The organism is Pseudomonas sp. 2725, from assembly GCF_050434585.1.
GTDB lineage: Bacteria > Pseudomonadota > Gammaproteobacteria > Pseudomonadales > Pseudomonadaceae > Aquipseudomonas > Aquipseudomonas jessenii.
This window is the reverse complement of sequence record NZ_JBNDIV010000001.1, coordinates 674,194-690,974: the sequence shown is the minus strand read 5'-3', so window position 1 is coordinate 690,974 and position 16,781 is coordinate 674,194. Positions and strand designations below refer to the sequence as shown.

The window sequence follows — 16,781 nt, the reverse complement described above, 5'->3', positions numbered from 1 at the left end:
ATCACTCTCTACTGCCATCGCCCTGTCTTTAGAGGTGCTCTTGAAACCAACAGCCAGCCTACGGCGAGCGCAAAACCGCCCGTATCTTGACCGGAACGCCTATTCCGGTCAATACGCCAAAATGGCCGTTCATAAGGCGCGTGACTTTGATTTCTCTGGCTTTGAGCCAATTCAAACAAACGTTTGTATTGGACGCTGAGAGTGGTGTAGATATAATGCGCCACCAAAAGAGAAAGGTGGTCAATCGATTGTCCTCTTCCGGCGTTGCGCCGGAATTCATGGATGCGACACCCGACTTCCAAATTAGAAAAAAAACTGTTGAGCCTTGAGTAGGAGATAACCTGTGGAACGCGAATACATGGAATTCGACGTGGTCATCGTCGGTGCCGGCCCCGCTGGTCTTTCCGCCGCCTGCCGCTTGAAGCAGAAGGCCGCCGAAGCCGGTAAGGAAATCAGCGTCTGCGTGGTCGAAAAAGGCTCCGAAGTCGGTGCTCACATTCTGTCCGGCGCCGTGTTCGAACCACGGGCCCTGAACGAACTGTTCCCGAACTGGAAAGAACTCGGCGCGCCGCTGAACACGCCCGTCACCCGCGACGACATCTTCGTGCTCAAGAACGCTGAAAGCGCGCAGAAAATTCCAGACTTCTTTGTGCCCAAGACCATGCACAACGAAGGCAACTACATCATCTCCCTGGGCAACCTGTGCCGCTGGCTGGCCCAGCAGGCCGAGAACCTGGGCGTGGAAATCTACCCTGGCTTCGCCGCTCAGGAAGCGCTGATCGACGAAAACGGCGTGGTTCGCGGGATCATCACCGGCGACCTGGGCGTTGACCGCGAAGGCAACCCGAAGGAAGGCCTGTATACCCCGGGCATGGAACTGCGTGGCAAGTACACGCTGTTCGCCGAAGGTTGCCGTGGTCACATCGGCAAGCAACTGATCAAGCGCTTCAACCTGGACACTGACGCTGATGCCCAGCACTACGGCATCGGCCTGAAGGAAATCTGGGAAGTCGACCCGGCCAAGCATCAGCCAGGCCTGGTAGTGCACACCGCCGGTTGGCCGATGGACATCATGGGCACCGAGAACACCGGTGGCTCGTTCCTCTATCACCTGGAAAACAACCAGGTCGTGGTTGGCCTGATCGTCGACCTGTCCTACAGCAACACCTACCTGTCGCCGTTCGACGAGTTCCAGCGTCTCAAGCATCACCCGGTGCTTGCTCAGTACCTGGAAGGCGGCAAGCGCATCAGCTACGGCGCACGTGCCATCTGCAAGGGCGGCCTGAACTCGCTGCCGAAAATGGTGTTCAAGGGCGGCGCGCTGATCGGTTGCGACCTCGGCACCCTGAACTTTGCCAAGATCAAAGGCAGCCACACTGCGATGAAGTCCGGCATGCTCGCCGCTGAATCCGTGGCCGAGGCGCTGTTCGCCGAGAAGGACGGCACCGAAGAGCTGACCACTTATGTGGACGCGTTCAAGAAGAGCTGGCTCTACGAAGAGCTGTTCGCCAGCCGCAACTTCGGCCCGGCGATCCACAAGTTCGGCGCCATCGTCGGCGGCGGCTTCAACTGGCTCGACCAGAACATCTTCGGCGGCAAACTGCCGTTCACCCTGCACGACACCAAGCCGGATTACGCTTGCCTCAAGCTCGCGGCCGACTGCAAGAAGATCGACTACCCGAAACCGGACGGCAAGCTCAGCTTCGACAAATTGAGCTCGGTGTTCATCTCCGGTACCAACCACGAAGAAGAACAGCCGTGCCACCTGAAGCTGGCCGACGCGAGCATCCCGATCAGCAAGAACCTGCCGCTGTACGATGAGCCGGCACAGCGTTACTGCCCGGCCGGCGTGTATGAAGTGATCACCAAGGAAGACGGCGAGAAGCGCTTCCAGATCAACGCCCAGAACTGCGTTCACTGCAAGACCTGCGACATCAAGGATCCTGCTCAGAACATCACCTGGGTGGCGCCGGAAGGTGCCGGCGGCCCGACTTACCCGAACATGTAAGCCGAACCGCTGAACATCAAGGCTCCCGAAACGGGGGCCTTTTTGTTGCGTGCGATTCAGGACATAACACCGCCCCCACAGGGGATCTATTACCAACTCAGGCAGCGCGTTCATCCCCGGGATTACGCTCGAAGTACCGCTTGTACTCGCGACTGAACTGCGACGTGCTCTGATACCCCACCCGATGCGCCACCTGCGCCACACCCAGCCCCTCCCCCACCAACAACTGCTGTGCCCGCAGCAGACGCAATCGCTTCAGGTACTGCACCGGTGACAACAAGGTGCTGCGCTTGAAATGCTCGTGAAAGGTCGACGCACTCATGTTGGCGCAACTGGCCAGGGTCTCGACGTTCAACGGTTCGGTGTAATGCGCATGCAGATGACTGAGGGATGCCGCGATCCGGGCGAACTGCCCCTGCTGCTCAACCAGTGCCCGCAATACATCGGCTTGCGGACCGCGCAGGGCGACGAACAGCAACTCACGCAAACGCGCTTGCCCCATGATCTGGCATTCCAGCGGATCGTGCAGGCAACGCAGCAGCCGCTCGACACAACCGCGCATGGCGTCATCGAGCACTGCCGAGGTCATGGACTCCGGTGTTTGCGCCGGAATATGCCGCCCCGGCGCCAGGCCCATCGCCAACACCAACTCGCCCAGCATCACCCGGTCGATCGCGACGGAAACACCCAGCATCGGCCCGCTGGGCGCGGCAAAGGTTTCACACTCGAACGGCACCGGCAGCGCCTGAATCAGGTAATGCCCAGCACCATATTCCAGGGTGCGCGGCCCCAGGTACGCCAGTTTGCTGCCCTGGGCGATGATCACCAGGCTCGGCTCATAGATCTGCGGCCCACGGGCCACGTCGCAACTGGCCCGCAGAACCTGTACGCCCGGCAACGCAGTCGGGACGAAACCGTCGCGAGTGGACAGCGGCTCGATCAGCGAAACCAGGGTGGCATTGGCATCAAGGTAACGGGTCAACAGCATCGGGGCTCTTCACAAAAAAGGTCACGGAACAAGGGACGAAAGCATCATCGCAGGTCTGATTGCCAATGGCTTCGAACAGAGGCGGATGCCGGAGGAATAGGCATGACACCCGGAGGAATCGCCATGGCCGGTACAGGGGACGACGCCCAGAATGCGCCACCTCACCCGTCAGCGCTTTTGCGAGGTTCACCATGTACACCGCCATCGGATACGCCGCCCAGTCGGCCACCACTCCCCTCGCCCCCGTGAAATTCGAACGTCGCAGCCCAAGGCCTGACGACGTTGCCATCGAGATTCTCTACTGCGGCGTCTGCCATTCCGACATCCATCAGGCCCGCAACGAGTGGGGCATTGCCGTTTACCCGCTGATGCCTGGCCACGAAATCGTAGGCAAGGTGACCGCCGTGGGTGCGAGTGTCACCCAGCATAAAGTCGGCGATCTGGTCGGTGTCGGCTGCATGGTCGATTCGTGCCGCAGCTGCGAAGCCTGCCAGGCCAACCTCGAGCAATACTGCCTCGAAGGTCCGACCATGACCTACGCCACCCCGGACCGCGTGGATGGCAGCAACACCATGGGCGGCTACTCCGACAGCATCGTGGTCAGCGAGCACTTTGTGGTGCGTATCCCGGAAAAACTGCCCCTGGCCAGCGCCGCGCCGATCCTGTGCGCCGGCATCACCACCTACTCACCGCTCAAGCACTACGGCGTGAAGGCCGGTGACAAGGTCGGGATTCTCGGCATGGGCGGCCTGGGCCACATGGGCATCAAGTTCGCCAAGGCCATGGGCGCCGAGGTGACCTTGTTCACCCGTTCGGCGAGCAAGGCCGAAGAGGCTCGTCGTCAGGGCGCGGACCATGTGATCGTGTCCACCGATGATGCCCAGATGCAGGCTGCGGCCGGGCACTTCGATTTCCTGCTCGACACCATTCCGGTGCAGCACGACCTCAACCCTTACCTCGATACGCTGCGATTCGACGGCGTACATATCCTGGTGGGGTTGATCGAACCGGTGGAGCCACCGGTACATGCCGCCAAACTGGTGTTGGGGCGTCGCGTGCTCGCCGGCTCGCTGATCGGCGGCATCGCCGAAACCCAGGAAGTGCTGGATTTCTGCGCCGAACACAACATCACCTGCGACATCGAAATGCTCGACATCCGCCAGATCAACGAGGCTTACGCCCGCATGATCGCCGGTGACGTGAAGTACCGCTTCGTCATCGACATGGCGACCTTGAAAATCTAAACCTTCAAGCCAAGCTCCGCCGACAGCCGGGCCGTGACCCCTTTGATCAGGGGAATCAGCTCGGCCATTTTTTCCAGCGGCATGTAAGGCACGGTACTGGCAATGCTGATGCCGGCAACAATGCGCTTGCTGGCATCACGGATCGGAGCGGCCACACAGCGGATCGACGGTTCGTTGTCTTCCAGGTCGAACGCATAACCGCCGGCCACATACTCGACCATGCGCTGCTGAAACTGCTCCCAGGATTGCTCCGGATGCTGCGGCCAGAACTGGTTTTTTCCACCCACCGGCAGGCTGACTTCGTACAGGCGCTGCCACTCCTGCTGCGAATCATCGAGCATCAGCGCCTTGCCGATCCCGGTGCGCGCCAACGGCATGCGATGGCCGACCCGCGAACGCATTTCCGGGCCATTGCGCCCCGGATTCTTGTGCAGGTACAGCACTTCGTCGCCTTCACGAATCGCCAGGTGAATGGTGTCGCCGGTCAACGCCGACAACTCATCCAGGTACGGCCCGGCCAGGGTTACCAACGGCAGCTCTTCACGGGCCTGAAAGCCCAGTTCGATCAGTTTCGGCCCCAGCAAATAACCGACTTGCGGCACCACCCGCAGATAACGCTCGTCCACCAGGCAACTGGCCAGGCGATGGGTGGTGCTGCGCGTGGTGCCGATCAGCCGGGCGATTTCCTTGAGATCCCGGGCGCCGCTGGCCACGGCCTGGACCACACCCAACCCGCGAAGCAGGGTCTGGGTGCCGGTCGGCGCGGCGTCCTTGGCGATTTTTGGGGCGTCTTCCTGCATATCCAGCCTTTACCGTTGAGCGAGTGAACGGGCGGCATTATGGTCGCCCGCGTGCCACGACTACAACTTGATACGCTCGACCTTGCCTACCAGCAAGATGTAGGACAGTGCGCCAATCAGTGCCAGCACCGAGATGTAGGTGATCGCCGGGGCAAAAGAATCACCCGTCGCGAGGAAGCCGATCACGATAGGCGTGGCAATCGCCGACAGGTTGCCGATGAAGTTGAACACACCACCGGTCAGCCCGAGCAAGCGCGCCGGAGCCAAAGTCGATACCAGCGACCAGGTAATCGAAGCCAGGCCATTGCCGAAGAATGCCAACGCGAGGAAGGCAATCACCAACGGCGTCGACTCGACAAAGTTGGCGCCGATGATCGAGGTGGAAATCAGCAGGCCGCTGATGATCGGCAACTTGCGGGCGAAACCTACCGTGTAACCGCGACGGATCAAAAAGTCCGAGAAGAAACCGGAACACAGCACACCGATAAACGCGGCGAGAAACGGCAGCGATGCCAACAGGCCGGACTTGATGAAGTCCATGCCGCGATACTTCACCAGGTAGGTCGGGAACCAGGTGAGGAAGAACCACAATGTCGAGTTGAGGCAGAACTGCCCGAGGTAAATGCCCCAGAGCTTGCGCTTGGTCAGGACAATCCCCAGGTCGGTCCAGCTGAATTTGGCTTTGACCCTGGCCTGTTCGGCCTGGATATCCACCAGCCCGCCGCCCTCGCGGATCAAATCGATTTCCGCGTCATTGGCGCCTTTGAAATCCCGTGGCTCGCGATACACCGCGTACCAGATCACCGCCCACACAATGCCCACCGCGCCGGTGGTGACGAACACCATGTGCCAGCCGAACTCGTGCTGCAGCCAGGCCAGCACCGGCGTCAGGAAGGCCAGACCGACAAATTGCCCAGAGGTATAGAAACCGATGGCCGTGGCACGCTCGCGCTCGGGGAACCAGGTGGTGACCACACGGCTGTTGATCGGGTACGCCGGCGCTTCCAGGGCGCCGACTGCCATGCGCAACACGAACAGCGCGATGAAGCTGCCGGCGAAGCCGAGCATCACCGTGGCCACCGACCACAACAGCAAGGCAACACTGTAAAGGATGCGCGGTGGCACGCGATCCACCAGCCAGCCGCCGGGGATTTGCATGGCCGCGTAGGTCCAGCCGAACGCGGAGAAGATCAGGCCGACGTGGATCGGGTCGATGCCCAGGTCACTGGTCAATGCCGGGGCAGCGATGGACAGGTTGCTGCGGTCCAGGTAGTTGATCACTACAGTGATGAACAACAGCACCATGATGAAAAAACGCTTGCGGCTGGGCGTCACAAACGACGCCTGCCCGGTGAGGGTTTGCGGTTGCATGGGGGGTGCCTCTTCTTATGGTTATTGAGGTCGATTTGAAACTTCGCGCAGACCCCTTGTAGGAGCGAGCCTGCTCGCGATAGCGGTGTGTCATTCAGCATTGATGTCGACTGACACACCATCGCGAGCAGGCTCGCTCCTACAGGGGATAGGTGGTGGATCAGAGATCACTCACCACTCGGCAAAACTGCCATCGGCATGGCGCCAGATCGGGTTGCGCCAGCGGTGGCCGATGGCGGCGCGTTCGATCACGTATTCCTCGTTGATCTCGATGCCCAGGCCCGGGCCGTTCGGGATTTTCACGAAGCCTTTGTCGTAGTCGAACACCCTTGGGTCTTTGACGTAGTCGAGCAGGTCGTTGCTCTCGTTGTAATGGATGCCCAGGCTCTGTTCCTGGATGAACGCGTTATAGCAAGCCGCGTCCAGTTGCAGGCACGCCGCCAGGGCAATCGGGCCCAACGGGCAATGCAGCGCCAGCGCCACGTCGTAGGCTTCGGCCATGTTGGCGATCTTGCGGGTTTCGGTGATGCCACCGGCGTGGGAGGCATCCGGCTGGATGATGTCGACATAACCTTCGCTGAGCACGCGCTTGAAATCCCAGCGCGAGAACAGCCGTTCGCCCAGGGCAATCGGCGTACTGGTCAGCGGCGCCAACTCTTTGAGCGCTTCGTAGTTTTCGCTCAGCACCGGCTCTTCGATGAACATCAGCTTGTACGGATCAAGCTCCTTCATCAGCACCTTGGCCATGGGCTTGTGCACCCGGCCATGGAAGTCGACGCCTATGCCGACGTTCGGGCCGACGGCATCGCGCACGGCAGCGACGTTGGCCAGGGCCTGGTCGACCTTGTCGAAGGTATCGAGGAATTGCAGCTCTTCGGTGCCGTTCATTTTCACCGCGGTAAAACCACGCTCGACCGCTTCTTTCGCCGCACGCGCGGTGTCCGCTGGACGGTCACCGCCGATCCACGAGTACACACGAATCTTGTCCCGCACCTGGCCACCCAGCAGATCGCTGACCGACACGCCCAGCGCCTTGCCCTTGATGTCCCACAAGGCCTGATCGATACCGGCCAGAGCGCTCATGTGGATCGCGCCGCCACGGTAGAAGCCGCCGCGATAGAGCACGGTCCAGATGTCTTCGATGTTGCGTGGGTCTTTACCGATCAGGTAGTCGGACAATTCTTCAACGGCAGCGGCAACGGTGTGGGCGCGGCCTTCGACCACGGGCTCACCCCAACCGGTGACGCCCTCGTCGGTTTCGACTTTGAGGAAGCACCAGCGCGGCGGAACGATGAAGGTGGTCAGTTTGGTGATTTTCATCTTTTGGCTCTCTTATTAGATGCAGCGCGCTCGGCGCTCAATGAAGTCTTAGCGAAGGGCTTTCCAGGCAGCGACGTAGGCCTCGGCATTGGCCGCCACTTGCGTAGGCGTCATGCCCGGTTTGAACAGGCCGGAACCGAGGCCGAAACCTTTGACGCCGGCGTCGATGAACGACTGCATGTTGTCTGGCGTGATCCCGCCAACCGGCGCCAGCAGGGTTCCGGCAGGCAATACGGCGAGCCAGGCTTTGACGACTGCCGGCCCCATCTGCTCGGCCGGAAACAGCTTCAGCACATCCGCGCCTTCAGCCAGTGCCGTGAAGGCTTCGGTCGGCGTGGCGACACCCGGCGACAGGTACAACCCTGCCGCTTTCGCCGCGCGCAAGACCTTCGGATCGCTATGGGGCATGACGATCACCTGGCCGCCCGCGGCTTTCACTTGCTCGACCTGCTCCGGCGTCAACACCGTACCGGCACCGATCAGGCAATCGGCGGGCAAGGTACTGCGCAGGATGCGGATACTTTCGTACGGTTCAGAGGAATTGAGCGGCACTTCGATGACGCGAAATCCGGCGGCGTACAGGACTTCGCCGACGGCCGCCGCTTCCTGCGGGCGCAGGCCACGCAGGATCGCGATCAGGCCGTTTTGCGCCAGGGCTTGTTTGAGCATGTCAGGACTCCAGTCAGGTTTAACGGGATGCGGTGCACGTGACCAGGCCGGCAGCCAGCGCCAGTTGCCACAACCCGCGTTCGGTGGCCTGATCGGCCAGAGTCACCCGGGCAAAACCGCAGGCGTCGAGCGCACGGCTGTAGCGGGCACAGAGTTGGGTGTTGCCGATGAGGATGATCGAAGGCAGATGCACACTGTTGCGTCGGCGCCGCTGGACATTGGCCACGGCCGTCAACTCGTGGCCGATCAGCAGGCCGGACAGATAGTCCGCCTGGGCGATTGCACTCAACTCGCCGGTCAGCCCGAGACTGCGGGCGCTGAACATCGTCGATAGCGGACCGATTTCACCGTGCGCCGACAACGCGACCTTCACGCCGCGATCAAACGCATCGCCATCGAAAGACGCGCCACATTGTTGGGTGCGTCCGAGAATGCTGTGTTGACTGAGCACAGCGAAGACTTCGCCGGTCATGAAAGTGTCGAAGTGCACGATGCAGCCGTCGGCCACTTCCACCCATTTCGAATGGCTGCCCGGCAGGCCGATCAGCAGATCAGCGCCCGCCTCGCTCGTCAGGTTTTGCAGCACGCCGAGTACCTGGGTTTCTTCGCCGCGCATCACGTTCGGCAAAGGCGAACGCTCGATGACGCCGGGCACGATGTGCACATCGACGCCGCGCCGGCTGCGCACGGTTTGCAAGGACGTACCGAGCGTGGCGACGTTCGCCGGCGTGTCGCGGTAGGCCGCTTCGCTCCAACCCTGGGCGCTACCGACCATGCCGCAGGCAATCACCGGCAAATCCGGCTGGGCGTCGAGCCAGTCGCCGCAAGCCTCATCGAAGGCCAGTTCGAAACCATCGGCGCATTCCCGGCCGCCAATGATTCGCGGCGCTTTCGGCAGCTGCATGATCCCCGACGACAGCGAGCGCTGTTCGAGCACTTGCCCACCTTCGGCCAGTTTGTAAGCACGTAATGAGGTTGTCCCCCAGTCGAGCGCGATCAATTGCGCCTGCATCGCTTCACCTGTTTTGGTTTTTGGCAGTGAGTGAGCGGGACTATAAACCTGTGACGGGACAAATCTCAATATATAAATATCAATCCCATATTATGAGGCAAGACAAAAAAATCGCAGCCCGAAGGCTGCGATCTTTTAGAAGCGATCAGTTACCCGCTGCAAAATCCCGCAACACCGCCCCATCCATCCGATAGCGCACCCACTCCTCCTGCGGCTGCGCGCCCAGGGATTTGTAGAAATCGATGGCCGGCGTATTCCACTCCAGCACGCTCCACTCGAAACGGCCGCAGTCGTTGGCGCAGGCGATTTTCGCCAGATGCCGCAACAGGGTCTTGCCCGCGCCACCACCGCGTTGTTCCGGGGTGATGTAGAGGTCTTCGAGGTACAGGCAGTTGCTGCCAAGCCAGGTGGAATAGCTGAAGAAGAACACCGCGAAACCGATGGGTGCACCCTCGCGCAGGCAGATCAGGCCATGGGCTGTGGCGCCTTCGCTGAACAGGCTGCGCTCGATATCGGCAACGCTGGCGATGACTTCATGGCGGGCACGTTCGTAGTCGGCCAGTTCAGTGATGAACGCGAGGATTTGCGGTGCGTCACTGGGGGTCGCCGGGCGGATTTCGATCGTCATGGACGTGCCTTGTCAAAAGTGGAAAACGCCATACTAAGTCGGCGCGGTATTTGTGGCGAGGGAACTGTCCCAACACCTGTAGGAGCTCGCTCGCGATGGTCGTTAACGATAACGCGTGCTTTCTGGATACACGCGGTGTTCTCGGGCTCATCGCGAGCAAGCTCGCTCCTACAAAGGGGGTTTACTCCGGCCGGCGCTAACCCTGGCATCGATAACCTCGGACCTAACATTCAGGCACTGCGTGGTTAGATAGATGCGCTGCTCATTTATCCGGCCAAGGAACCGCCTCATGTCTTGCGCAACACCTCCTGTATCAAGCAAGTTATTCGGCCTTTTTTGCCTCGCCAGTTACCTGTTGTCATTGTCCTACGGCTCGACGTTTCTGCTGTCGTTGCTGATTGGTTCTCGCGGCGGTAACGAACACGACGCCGGAAGTGTGATTTCGGCGGCGATGCTCAGCACCTTTGCAGCGGTGATTGTTTCCGGTCATTTGTCCGACCTGCTCGGTGCCGCCCGCTCGGTGGCGCTGTTCGGTGTATTGCTGGTAGCGGCCAGCCTGGGCTTCGCCCTGACCCCGGGCTTCGGTCACCTGTTGTTGTTTTTCGGCCTGCTGCTGGGCTTGGGCTGGGGCGTGTTCTACACCCTGGGGCCGATCATCGTGGCAAGCCTGGTGACACCCGCGCAGCGCGCCAGATACTTCGCCCTGTTGTCCGGCAGCATGATGACCGGGATCGGCAGCGGCCCGTTGCTCGGCCGCGCGGCGAGTGCGCTCGGTTATCCGGTGACCGCGGCGTTTTACCTGGCGGCGCTGGCCAGCCTGATCGGCGTATTGCTGTTCTGGCGCCTGGATCGACAACTGAAACCGGCGCCCGCGCAATCTGGCAGCGTATCGCGAATTTCCTGGCGTGCAGCGGGTCAGGTGCTGTCGTCCAGGGCCGTTCTCCCGATCATCATGGTTGGTCTCGGCGGCTGCGTGTTCGGTGGTCTGTCGAGCTTTCAAACCAGTTATGCCGCAGCGCGCTCGCTCGACTATTCGCTGTTCTTCCTCGGCTTCATGAGCGCGGCGATCAGCGGCCGCATGCTGGTTGCCGGTTTCGTGGTCAAGCGCGATCCATTGCGTGCATCGTGCCTGCTTTCGGGGCTGATGCTGGCATCGATCGTGATGTTCGGTGTTGTCGTCGACAGCAGCGTCAGCTACGTGCTCGCGGCGGTGATGCTCGGGATCGGTTACGGCCTGACCTACTCGGTGATCAACGGCCTGGCCGCCAATGAAGCGCCGAACGGCACCACCGCACAATCCTTGCTGCTGTTCAGCCTGTCGTACTTCATCGGCGTGTTCGGATTTCCATTGCTGGCAGGGAAAATCATCGTCGAGCAAGGCATGCCCACGCTGTTGCTCACGGTGTTGGCGGTTGCCTCGCTCAACTGGCTGATCACCGTGGGCCGCTTGATCTGGCGTAGAGCCACAGCGGTCAGGGCACTGGAGGAGGCCTGAGCCGTTCGTCGCTGACAATGCACCCATCCGGATCGAGGGCGGACTAATCAGGTAAGGACTCTACTCGCTGGAGACGCCACCATGACCCTGTCCAGGTTGACCGCCCTCGTTTTCACTGCCCTTTTATCCGCCGCCTCCTTCGCCGGAACCATCGGCTCGAGCACCGGCCCGACCAATCCGGTGGAAAAACCCAGGGCTCCCGCCATCCAGAGTGCCCCCGGCATGAACACCGATGGCACGACGATCGACCAAAACCTGCCGCCCGCCACCGGCACCGACCCGCGGATTCAAGGCAACGACGCGGGACGTCAGGGCGGGACGAATCTGCCGGACAAAAAAACACCCGGCAGTGGTGGCCTCGGTTCAAGCACCACCGAGGACGAGGAAAGCCATTTGAGCCAGTAATGAAGCCAGTCCGTCATCGCGAGCAAGCTCGCACACAGGTGTAATGGGGTATCAGCGCTGTTTCAGGCGGTCAATCACGACGGCCAGAAGCAAAATCGAACCCCGGATCACATACTGATAAAACGTATCGATGTTCTTCAGGTTCATCGCATTTTCGATGATCGCCAGAATCAACACCCCGGCGATCACGTGCCGGATCATCCCGATCCCGCCACTCAACGACACCCCGCCCAGCACGCAGGCCGAGATCACCGTCAATTCGAAACCCTGGCCGATCATTGGCTGGCCGGAGGTCATGCGCGAGGCCAGGATCACCCCGGCCAACGCGCCGATCACACCGTGCACGGCGAAGATGATGATCTTGGTCCGGTCGACATTCACACCGGCCAGCAGTGCCGCTTCCTGGTTGCCGCCGATGGCCATGGTGTTGCGCCCGTAGGTGGTGTAGTTCAGCAGCCAGCCGAAGAACAGGAAGCAGACGATGGTGATCAGGATCGGTACCGGCACGCCAAACATCTGGCCGTTACCGAACACAAAGAACGATTCCTGGGACACCCCCACCGCTTTGCCGTTGGCAAAGATGTAGGCCAGGCCGCGCACGATCTGCATGGTCGCCAGCGTGGTGATCAGCGCATTGACCCGCAGCTTGGCGATCACTATCCCGTTGATCAACCCGACGATCAGGCCCATCACCAGCGCGGCACAGACACCGAGAAACACGCTGTCGGTGTCGCGCATCACCACCGCCGCGACCACCCCGGCACAGGCAATCACCGAGCCCACCGACAAGTCGAAATGCCCGGACGCCAGACAATACAACATGGTGCAGGCAGCAATTCCGGTGGTGGAAATCGCCAGGCCCAGGCCACGCATGTTCAGCGGTGAAAGGAAGTTGTCGATCAGCAAAGTGCAGGCGACAAAGATGCCGACCGCCGCCAGCAGCATCACCCAGTCATCAAGGAAGCGCCGCAGGTCCAGCGGTTTGCGCGTGGTCGGCAGGGTGTTGTTTTGGGTTGTCATCATAGTCACCTCTCAGTTCGCCACGCCGTCGGCGCGTTGGCGCGGCAAAGCCAGTTGCAGCAGGTTGGATTCGTTGGCCTGTTCGCGGCTCAGCTCGCCACGCAGGGCGCCTTCGCACAGCACCAGGATGCGGTCGGAAATGCCCATGACTTCCATCAAGTCGCTGGACACCACAATCACCGCGATCCCCTCGGCTGCCAGGTTATGGATGATCTGGTAGATCTCGGCCTTGGCACCGATGTCGATGCCGCGTGTGGGTTCGTCGAGCAGCAGCACTTTCATCGGCATCGACAGCCAGCGACCGAGAATGGCCTTCTGCTGATTGCCACCGGACAGGTACATGATTTTCTGCGCCGCATTGGGCGTCTTCACTTTCAGCGCCTTGATCTGCTGCTCGGCGTTGTCCTTCTCCCACAGGCCACGCAACAGGCAACCGAAGGTGGAGTGGGCGCCTCGGGCGCTGATGTTGATGTTCTCCGCGACGCTTGCCAGCGGCAGGATGCCTTCCTTCTTGCGGTCCTCGGGGCACAACAGGATCCCGGCGGCAATCGCGTCCCGGGGTGAACGCAGCTTCAGTTCATGGCCTCGAAGTTTCAGCTGTCCGGCGCTGTTGCGCGCTAGGCCACTGAGCAGGCGCAACAGCTCGGTGCGACCGGCCCCAACCAGCCCGAACAGCCCGAGGATTTCGCCTTTGTGCACCTCGAAACTCACTGGCTCGCGCAACCCCGGCCCGAGCAGTCCGTCGACATTGAGTGCCACCGCGCCGCGCTGGCGCGGGCGGTAATCGTAGATGTCCTGGATGTCGCGCCCGACCATGCAGGTGACCAGTTGATCGTGGGTCAGTTGGCTCATGTCATCGAACGTGCGCACGTAGCGCCCGTCCTTGAACACCGTCACCGCGTTGCAGATGCGGAACACTTCTTCCATGCGATGGGAGACATAGAGCACCACTTTGCCTTCGTCCCGCAGCCGGCCGATGATTGCCATCAAGCGGTCGATCTCCCTTGCCGAAAGGCTGCTGGTGGGTTCGTCGAAGGCAATCACGTGGGCGCCACGGGACAAAGCTTTGGCGATTTCCACCAGTTGCCGCTGGCCGAGAGACAGGCGCCCGACTTTCTCCTGCGGGTCGATTTCATCGGCCAGGCCTTTGAGGCAGGCCAGTGCCTGCTGGCGCAGGGTGCTGCGATTGATCAGGCCGAAACTGGCTGGCAGATGCCCGAGAAACAGGTTCTCGGCCACGGTCATTTCCGGCACCAGATGCAGCTCCTGATGGATCACCGCGACGCCACTGCCGATGCTGTCGGCGGTGGACTTGAAGTCCATCGTCCGCTCGCCGATTTGCAAGGCACCGCTGCAAGGCGTATAGGCCCCACCTAGAATTTTCAGCAGCGTCGACTTGCCGGCGCCGTTCTCGCCCATCAAGGCGTGAACCTGCCCCGGATGGGCGACGAAGCTGATGTTGTCCAGCGCCTTCACCCCGGGAAAGGTCTTGCCGATCCCGTTGAAGCGCAAGCTGCCGGTAAGGCTGTGTTCGTGTTGGATTGTTTGCGCGTGCATAACCACCTCTTCACACCGATCAGGCGACCCCGCCGCCGAGGCCGCCGCTGAAGTCAAACGGCCGTCAGTTCCACAGGCCGATCTTTTCCAGTTCCTGCTTGAAGTTGTCGCGGGTGATCAGCGTCACGTCATCCATGGCGGTGTACTTCGCCGGTTCTTTGCCGGTGGTGACCCACTCGTACATCATGCTGGCGGTGTTGTAGCCCTCAATGTGCGGGCTCGGCAGCATCGAGCCGTAGAAGCCGCTGTCGGGTTTCTTCAGCTCGCCGATGGCGTCGGTGCCGTTGATGCCGATGCCGATCACGTTGGCCGCGGCGAAACCGGCGCTCTCGGTGGCGCGCACCCCGCCGAGCACGGTGTTGTCGTTCATGCCGCCGATGATCAGGTTTTTCGCCGCCCCCGGCAGTTTCACCAGGGCCGAGTTGGTGGCGTCCATGCTGCCCGGCACGTCGAGGGTCTTGAGGGCCGCGAACAGGATGTGGTCTTTGGGCATGCCGGCATCCTGCAGCGCTTTCACCGAACCGTCGGTGCGCTTCTTGCCGGTGTCGAGTTCGTTGTAGGTGTTGATCACCGCATAGGTGTCTTTCCAGTCCCAGCCGCGTTTCTTCGCTTCGGTCGCCATGGCATTGCCTTGTTTCTGGCCGACTTCGAAAGCGGCCATGCCGAGGTACGGCACGTCTTCCATGAACTTGCCGCTGGCATCGACGAAACGGTCATCGACGGCGATCACTTTCAACCCGTTGAGTTTGGCCTTGGCCATGATCGCCGGGCCGAGGGACACGTCCGGCGGGCAGATCACGAACCCCTTGGCGCCGTTGGCCGCGAGGCTGTCGATGGCAGAAAGGGTTTTCTCACCGTCGGGCACGGCGATCTTGATCAGGGTGAAGCCCTTCTCTTTCGCGGCCTTTTCGGCAAAGGCCCACTCGGTCTGGAACCAGGGCTCTTCGGCCTGCTTGACCAGGAAACCGATCTTCACTTCCTCGGCTGCCAGCAGCGTGTTGCTCAGGCTGAACGCCGAGACCGCCAACGCGGCACAGCACAGGGAACGGATAGCATGACGACGATTCATAAGCTGACTCCTTGTTATTTTTCTTGAGCACTCGTTGAAAGCGTTCTTTGTTAACCAACGGGCGGTAAAAACATACTGCCAATAGTCATATCGTATGATGATTGGATTTCAGGCGTAGCAAGGCGCCGGAAAGCCCGATCACTCAGTCGTGGTACATCACCGAGCGACCACCATCGATGGTGATGCACGAGGCATTGATGAACGGCGCTTCATCACTGGCCAGGAACACGGCGGTCATTGCCACTTCGATCGGCTGCCCGATACGGCGCGGCGGGTGCAGGTCAAACGCGCGCTGGCGTTCGGCGTGGGGGTCGGCAAAACCGTTCCAGTAATCGACGTTCAACTGGGTTTCGATGTAGCCCGGCGCAATCGCGTTGACGCGCACACCCTTGGGCGCATATTCGATGCCCAGCGCGCGGGTCAGACCGAGCAGGCCATGCTTGGCCACCGGGTACGGGAAGCAGCCAGGAATGATGTGGGTGGAATGGGTGGACGCGATATTGATGATGCTGCCGACGCCCTGCTCGATCATCTGCGGCAGCACTGCCTTGCAACCGTACCAGGCACCATCGAGGTCGATGGCAAAGCAGCGACGCCAGTCTTCCTCGGTCATTTCCAGCGGATCGCGGAATACGTTGACCCCGGCGCAGTTGACCAGCACATCGATCCGGCCGTGCAGGTCGATCGCCAGCCGGGCCATGGCGTGCAGGTCCTGCTGACGCGACACGTCGGCCTTGATCGCCACCACATCGGCGCCCTGGTCTCGCCAATGCGCCGCGACCTTCTCGACTTTCTCGCCCTGAATGTCGCTGATGATCAGCCTGGCCTGCTGGGACGCGAAGGTCGCCACAATCGCTTCGCCAATACCCTGGGCGGCACCGGTCAGCAATACGACCTTGTTTTTCAGGCGTTCGCCCTTGGGCGGTTCGGGCACCGGTGGCAATGACAGTGGTTCAGCCATGAATCAAGACTCCTGTTCGAAAACACGACGAAAACCGGGCATCTGTCGATGTCCGGTCAAAAGGCGCTGGGTAGGAAACAGGTGAGCGCGAAACGTTTCAGCCTGGAAACGTTCTGAGGCACAGGCTCCGCAAGGGAGCACGGGGGAACTTCGCTGCATCACTTCACCTGTTTTGTTTTTTTAAGTGTGAGTGCATGTAACTGGTGAGGCCGACTATAAACCCGGCCTGCGACA

Annotated in this window: 15 protein-coding genes; 4 read left to right on the top strand and 11 right to left on the bottom strand. The window is 61.0% G+C overall.

Annotated features, from left to right (window positions below):
* Positions 1-343 precede the first annotated feature (343 nt).
* A complete protein-coding gene (locus ABIE16_RS03270; RefSeq protein ID WP_057713739.1) occupies positions 344-2,008 on the top strand; it encodes an electron transfer flavoprotein-ubiquinone oxidoreductase in 1,665 nt (554 codons plus the stop codon).
* 97 nt (positions 2,009-2,105) lie between these two features.
* Here ABIE16_RS03270 and ABIE16_RS03265 read toward each other — a convergent pair whose 3' ends face one another.
* The gene (locus ABIE16_RS03265; protein ID WP_057713738.1) at positions 2,106-2,996 is read right to left on the bottom strand and encodes an AraC family transcriptional regulator; all 891 of its coding nucleotides are present in this window, start codon (positions 2,994-2,996) and stop codon (positions 2,106-2,108) included.
* A gap of 191 nt (positions 2,997-3,187) precedes the next feature.
* Between ABIE16_RS03265 and ABIE16_RS03260 the strand changes: the two genes are divergently transcribed.
* Positions 3,188-4,240: an NAD(P)-dependent alcohol dehydrogenase gene (locus tag ABIE16_RS03260; protein ID WP_057713737.1), complete on the top strand. Its 1,053-nt coding sequence runs from the start codon at positions 3,188-3,190 to the stop codon at positions 4,238-4,240.
* On the opposite strand, the gene ABIE16_RS03255 is transcribed toward ABIE16_RS03260, so the two are convergent.
* From ABIE16_RS03255 to ABIE16_RS03230, 6 genes are all read right to left on the bottom strand, one after another.
* Positions 4,237-5,040: an IclR family transcriptional regulator gene (locus tag ABIE16_RS03255; protein ID WP_429520559.1), complete on the bottom strand. Its 804-nt coding sequence runs from the start codon at positions 5,038-5,040 to the stop codon at positions 4,237-4,239. The genes ABIE16_RS03260 and ABIE16_RS03255 overlap by 4 nt on opposite strands.
* Positions 5,041-5,100: 60 nt before the next feature.
* Complete coding sequence (locus ABIE16_RS03250) at positions 5,101-6,411, bottom strand: MFS transporter (RefSeq protein WP_429520558.1); 1,311 nt, start codon at positions 6,409-6,411, stop codon at positions 5,101-5,103.
* Between the two features lie 171 nt (positions 6,412-6,582).
* Complete coding sequence (gene dgoD, locus ABIE16_RS03245) at positions 6,583-7,731, bottom strand: galactonate dehydratase (protein WP_008047041.1); 1,149 nt, start codon at positions 7,729-7,731, stop codon at positions 6,583-6,585.
* A gap of 48 nt (positions 7,732-7,779) precedes the next feature.
* On the bottom strand, positions 7,780-8,400 hold the full coding sequence (locus tag ABIE16_RS03240; RefSeq protein ID WP_429520557.1) for a 2-dehydro-3-deoxy-6-phosphogalactonate aldolase: 621 nt from the start codon (positions 8,398-8,400) through the stop codon (positions 7,780-7,782).
* 19 nt (positions 8,401-8,419) lie between these two features.
* Positions 8,420-9,412, bottom strand: a complete 993-nt coding sequence (locus tag ABIE16_RS03235; RefSeq protein WP_429520556.1) for a 2-dehydro-3-deoxygalactonokinase — start codon at positions 9,410-9,412, stop codon at positions 8,420-8,422.
* Positions 9,413-9,557: 145 nt separating this feature from the next.
* Positions 9,558-10,040, bottom strand: a complete 483-nt coding sequence (locus tag ABIE16_RS03230) for a GNAT family N-acetyltransferase (protein WP_057713732.1) — start codon at positions 10,038-10,040, stop codon at positions 9,558-9,560.
* A 289-nt stretch (positions 10,041-10,329) separates the two neighbouring features.
* On the opposite strand from ABIE16_RS03230, the gene ABIE16_RS03225 reads away from it, so the two are divergent.
* Together ABIE16_RS03225 and ABIE16_RS03220 are read left to right on the top strand one after the other, a co-directional pair.
* Positions 10,330-11,535, top strand: coding sequence for an MFS transporter (locus ABIE16_RS03225; protein WP_429520555.1), 1,206 nt, complete (start codon positions 10,330-10,332; stop codon positions 11,533-11,535).
* 81 nt (positions 11,536-11,616) lie between these two features.
* Positions 11,617-11,940, top strand: a complete 324-nt coding sequence (locus ABIE16_RS03220) for a hypothetical protein (protein ID WP_218494413.1) — start codon at positions 11,617-11,619, stop codon at positions 11,938-11,940.
* Positions 11,941-11,991: 51 nt separating this feature from the next.
* Here the strand turns inward: ABIE16_RS03220 and araH are convergent, their stop codons facing one another.
* The 4 genes from araH to ABIE16_RS03200 all read right to left on the bottom strand — a co-directional run bounded on the left by araH (position 11,992) and on the right by ABIE16_RS03200 (position 16,547).
* Entirely contained in the window at positions 11,992-12,960 is a 969-nt protein-coding gene (araH, locus tag ABIE16_RS03215) for an L-arabinose ABC transporter permease AraH (RefSeq protein WP_090457976.1), read from the bottom strand.
* 12 nt (positions 12,961-12,972) lie between these two features.
* Entirely contained in the window at positions 12,973-14,517 is a 1,545-nt protein-coding gene (araG, locus tag ABIE16_RS03210; RefSeq protein ID WP_429520554.1) for an L-arabinose ABC transporter ATP-binding protein AraG, read from the bottom strand.
* A 64-nt stretch (positions 14,518-14,581) separates the two neighbouring features.
* Entirely contained in the window at positions 14,582-15,586 is a 1,005-nt protein-coding gene (locus ABIE16_RS03205) for a substrate-binding domain-containing protein (protein WP_429520553.1), read from the bottom strand.
* A 142-nt stretch (positions 15,587-15,728) separates the two neighbouring features.
* Complete coding sequence (locus tag ABIE16_RS03200) at positions 15,729-16,547, bottom strand: SDR family oxidoreductase (RefSeq protein ID WP_340313674.1); 819 nt, start codon at positions 16,545-16,547, stop codon at positions 15,729-15,731.
* Positions 16,548-16,781: the final 234 nt, after the last annotated feature.

Excerpts from the sequence above, each read along its gene's own strand:
- ABIE16_RS03225 (WP_429520555.1), top strand. The coding sequence starts at position 10,330 with ATGTCTTGCGCAACACCTCCTGTATCAAGCAAGTTATTCGGCCTTTTT.
- dgoD (WP_008047041.1), bottom strand. The coding sequence starts at position 7,731 with ATGAAAATCACCAAACTGACCACCTTCATCGTTCCGCCGCGCTGGTGC.
- ABIE16_RS03255 (WP_429520559.1), bottom strand. The coding sequence starts at position 5,040 with ATGCAGGAAGACGCCCCAAAAATCGCCAAGGACGCCGCGCCGACCGGC.
- ABIE16_RS03200 (WP_340313674.1), bottom strand. The coding sequence starts at position 16,547 with ATGGCTGAACCACTGTCATTGCCACCGGTGCCCGAACCGCCCAAGGGC.
- ABIE16_RS03235 (WP_429520556.1), bottom strand. The coding sequence starts at position 9,412 with ATGCAGGCGCAATTGATCGCGCTCGACTGGGGGACAACCTCATTACGT.
- ABIE16_RS03220 (WP_218494413.1), top strand. The coding sequence starts at position 11,617 with ATGACCCTGTCCAGGTTGACCGCCCTCGTTTTCACTGCCCTTTTATCC.
- ABIE16_RS03265 (WP_057713738.1), bottom strand. The coding sequence starts at position 2,996 with ATGCTGTTGACCCGTTACCTTGATGCCAATGCCACCCTGGTTTCGCTG.
- ABIE16_RS03205 (WP_429520553.1), bottom strand. The coding sequence starts at position 15,586 with ATGAATCGTCGTCATGCTATCCGTTCCCTGTGCTGTGCCGCGTTGGCG.
- ABIE16_RS03250 (WP_429520558.1), bottom strand. The coding sequence starts at position 6,411 with ATGCAACCGCAAACCCTCACCGGGCAGGCGTCGTTTGTGACGCCCAGC.
- araG (WP_429520554.1), bottom strand. The coding sequence starts at position 14,517 with ATGCACGCGCAAACAATCCAACACGAACACAGCCTTACCGGCAGCTTG.
- ABIE16_RS03230 (WP_057713732.1), bottom strand. The coding sequence starts at position 10,040 with ATGACGATCGAAATCCGCCCGGCGACCCCCAGTGACGCACCGCAAATC.
- ABIE16_RS03240 (WP_429520557.1), bottom strand. The coding sequence starts at position 8,400 with ATGCTCAAACAAGCCCTGGCGCAAAACGGCCTGATCGCGATCCTGCGT.
- ABIE16_RS03260 (WP_057713737.1), top strand. The coding sequence starts at position 3,188 with ATGTACACCGCCATCGGATACGCCGCCCAGTCGGCCACCACTCCCCTC.
- araH (WP_090457976.1), bottom strand. The coding sequence starts at position 12,960 with ATGACAACCCAAAACAACACCCTGCCGACCACGCGCAAACCGCTGGAC.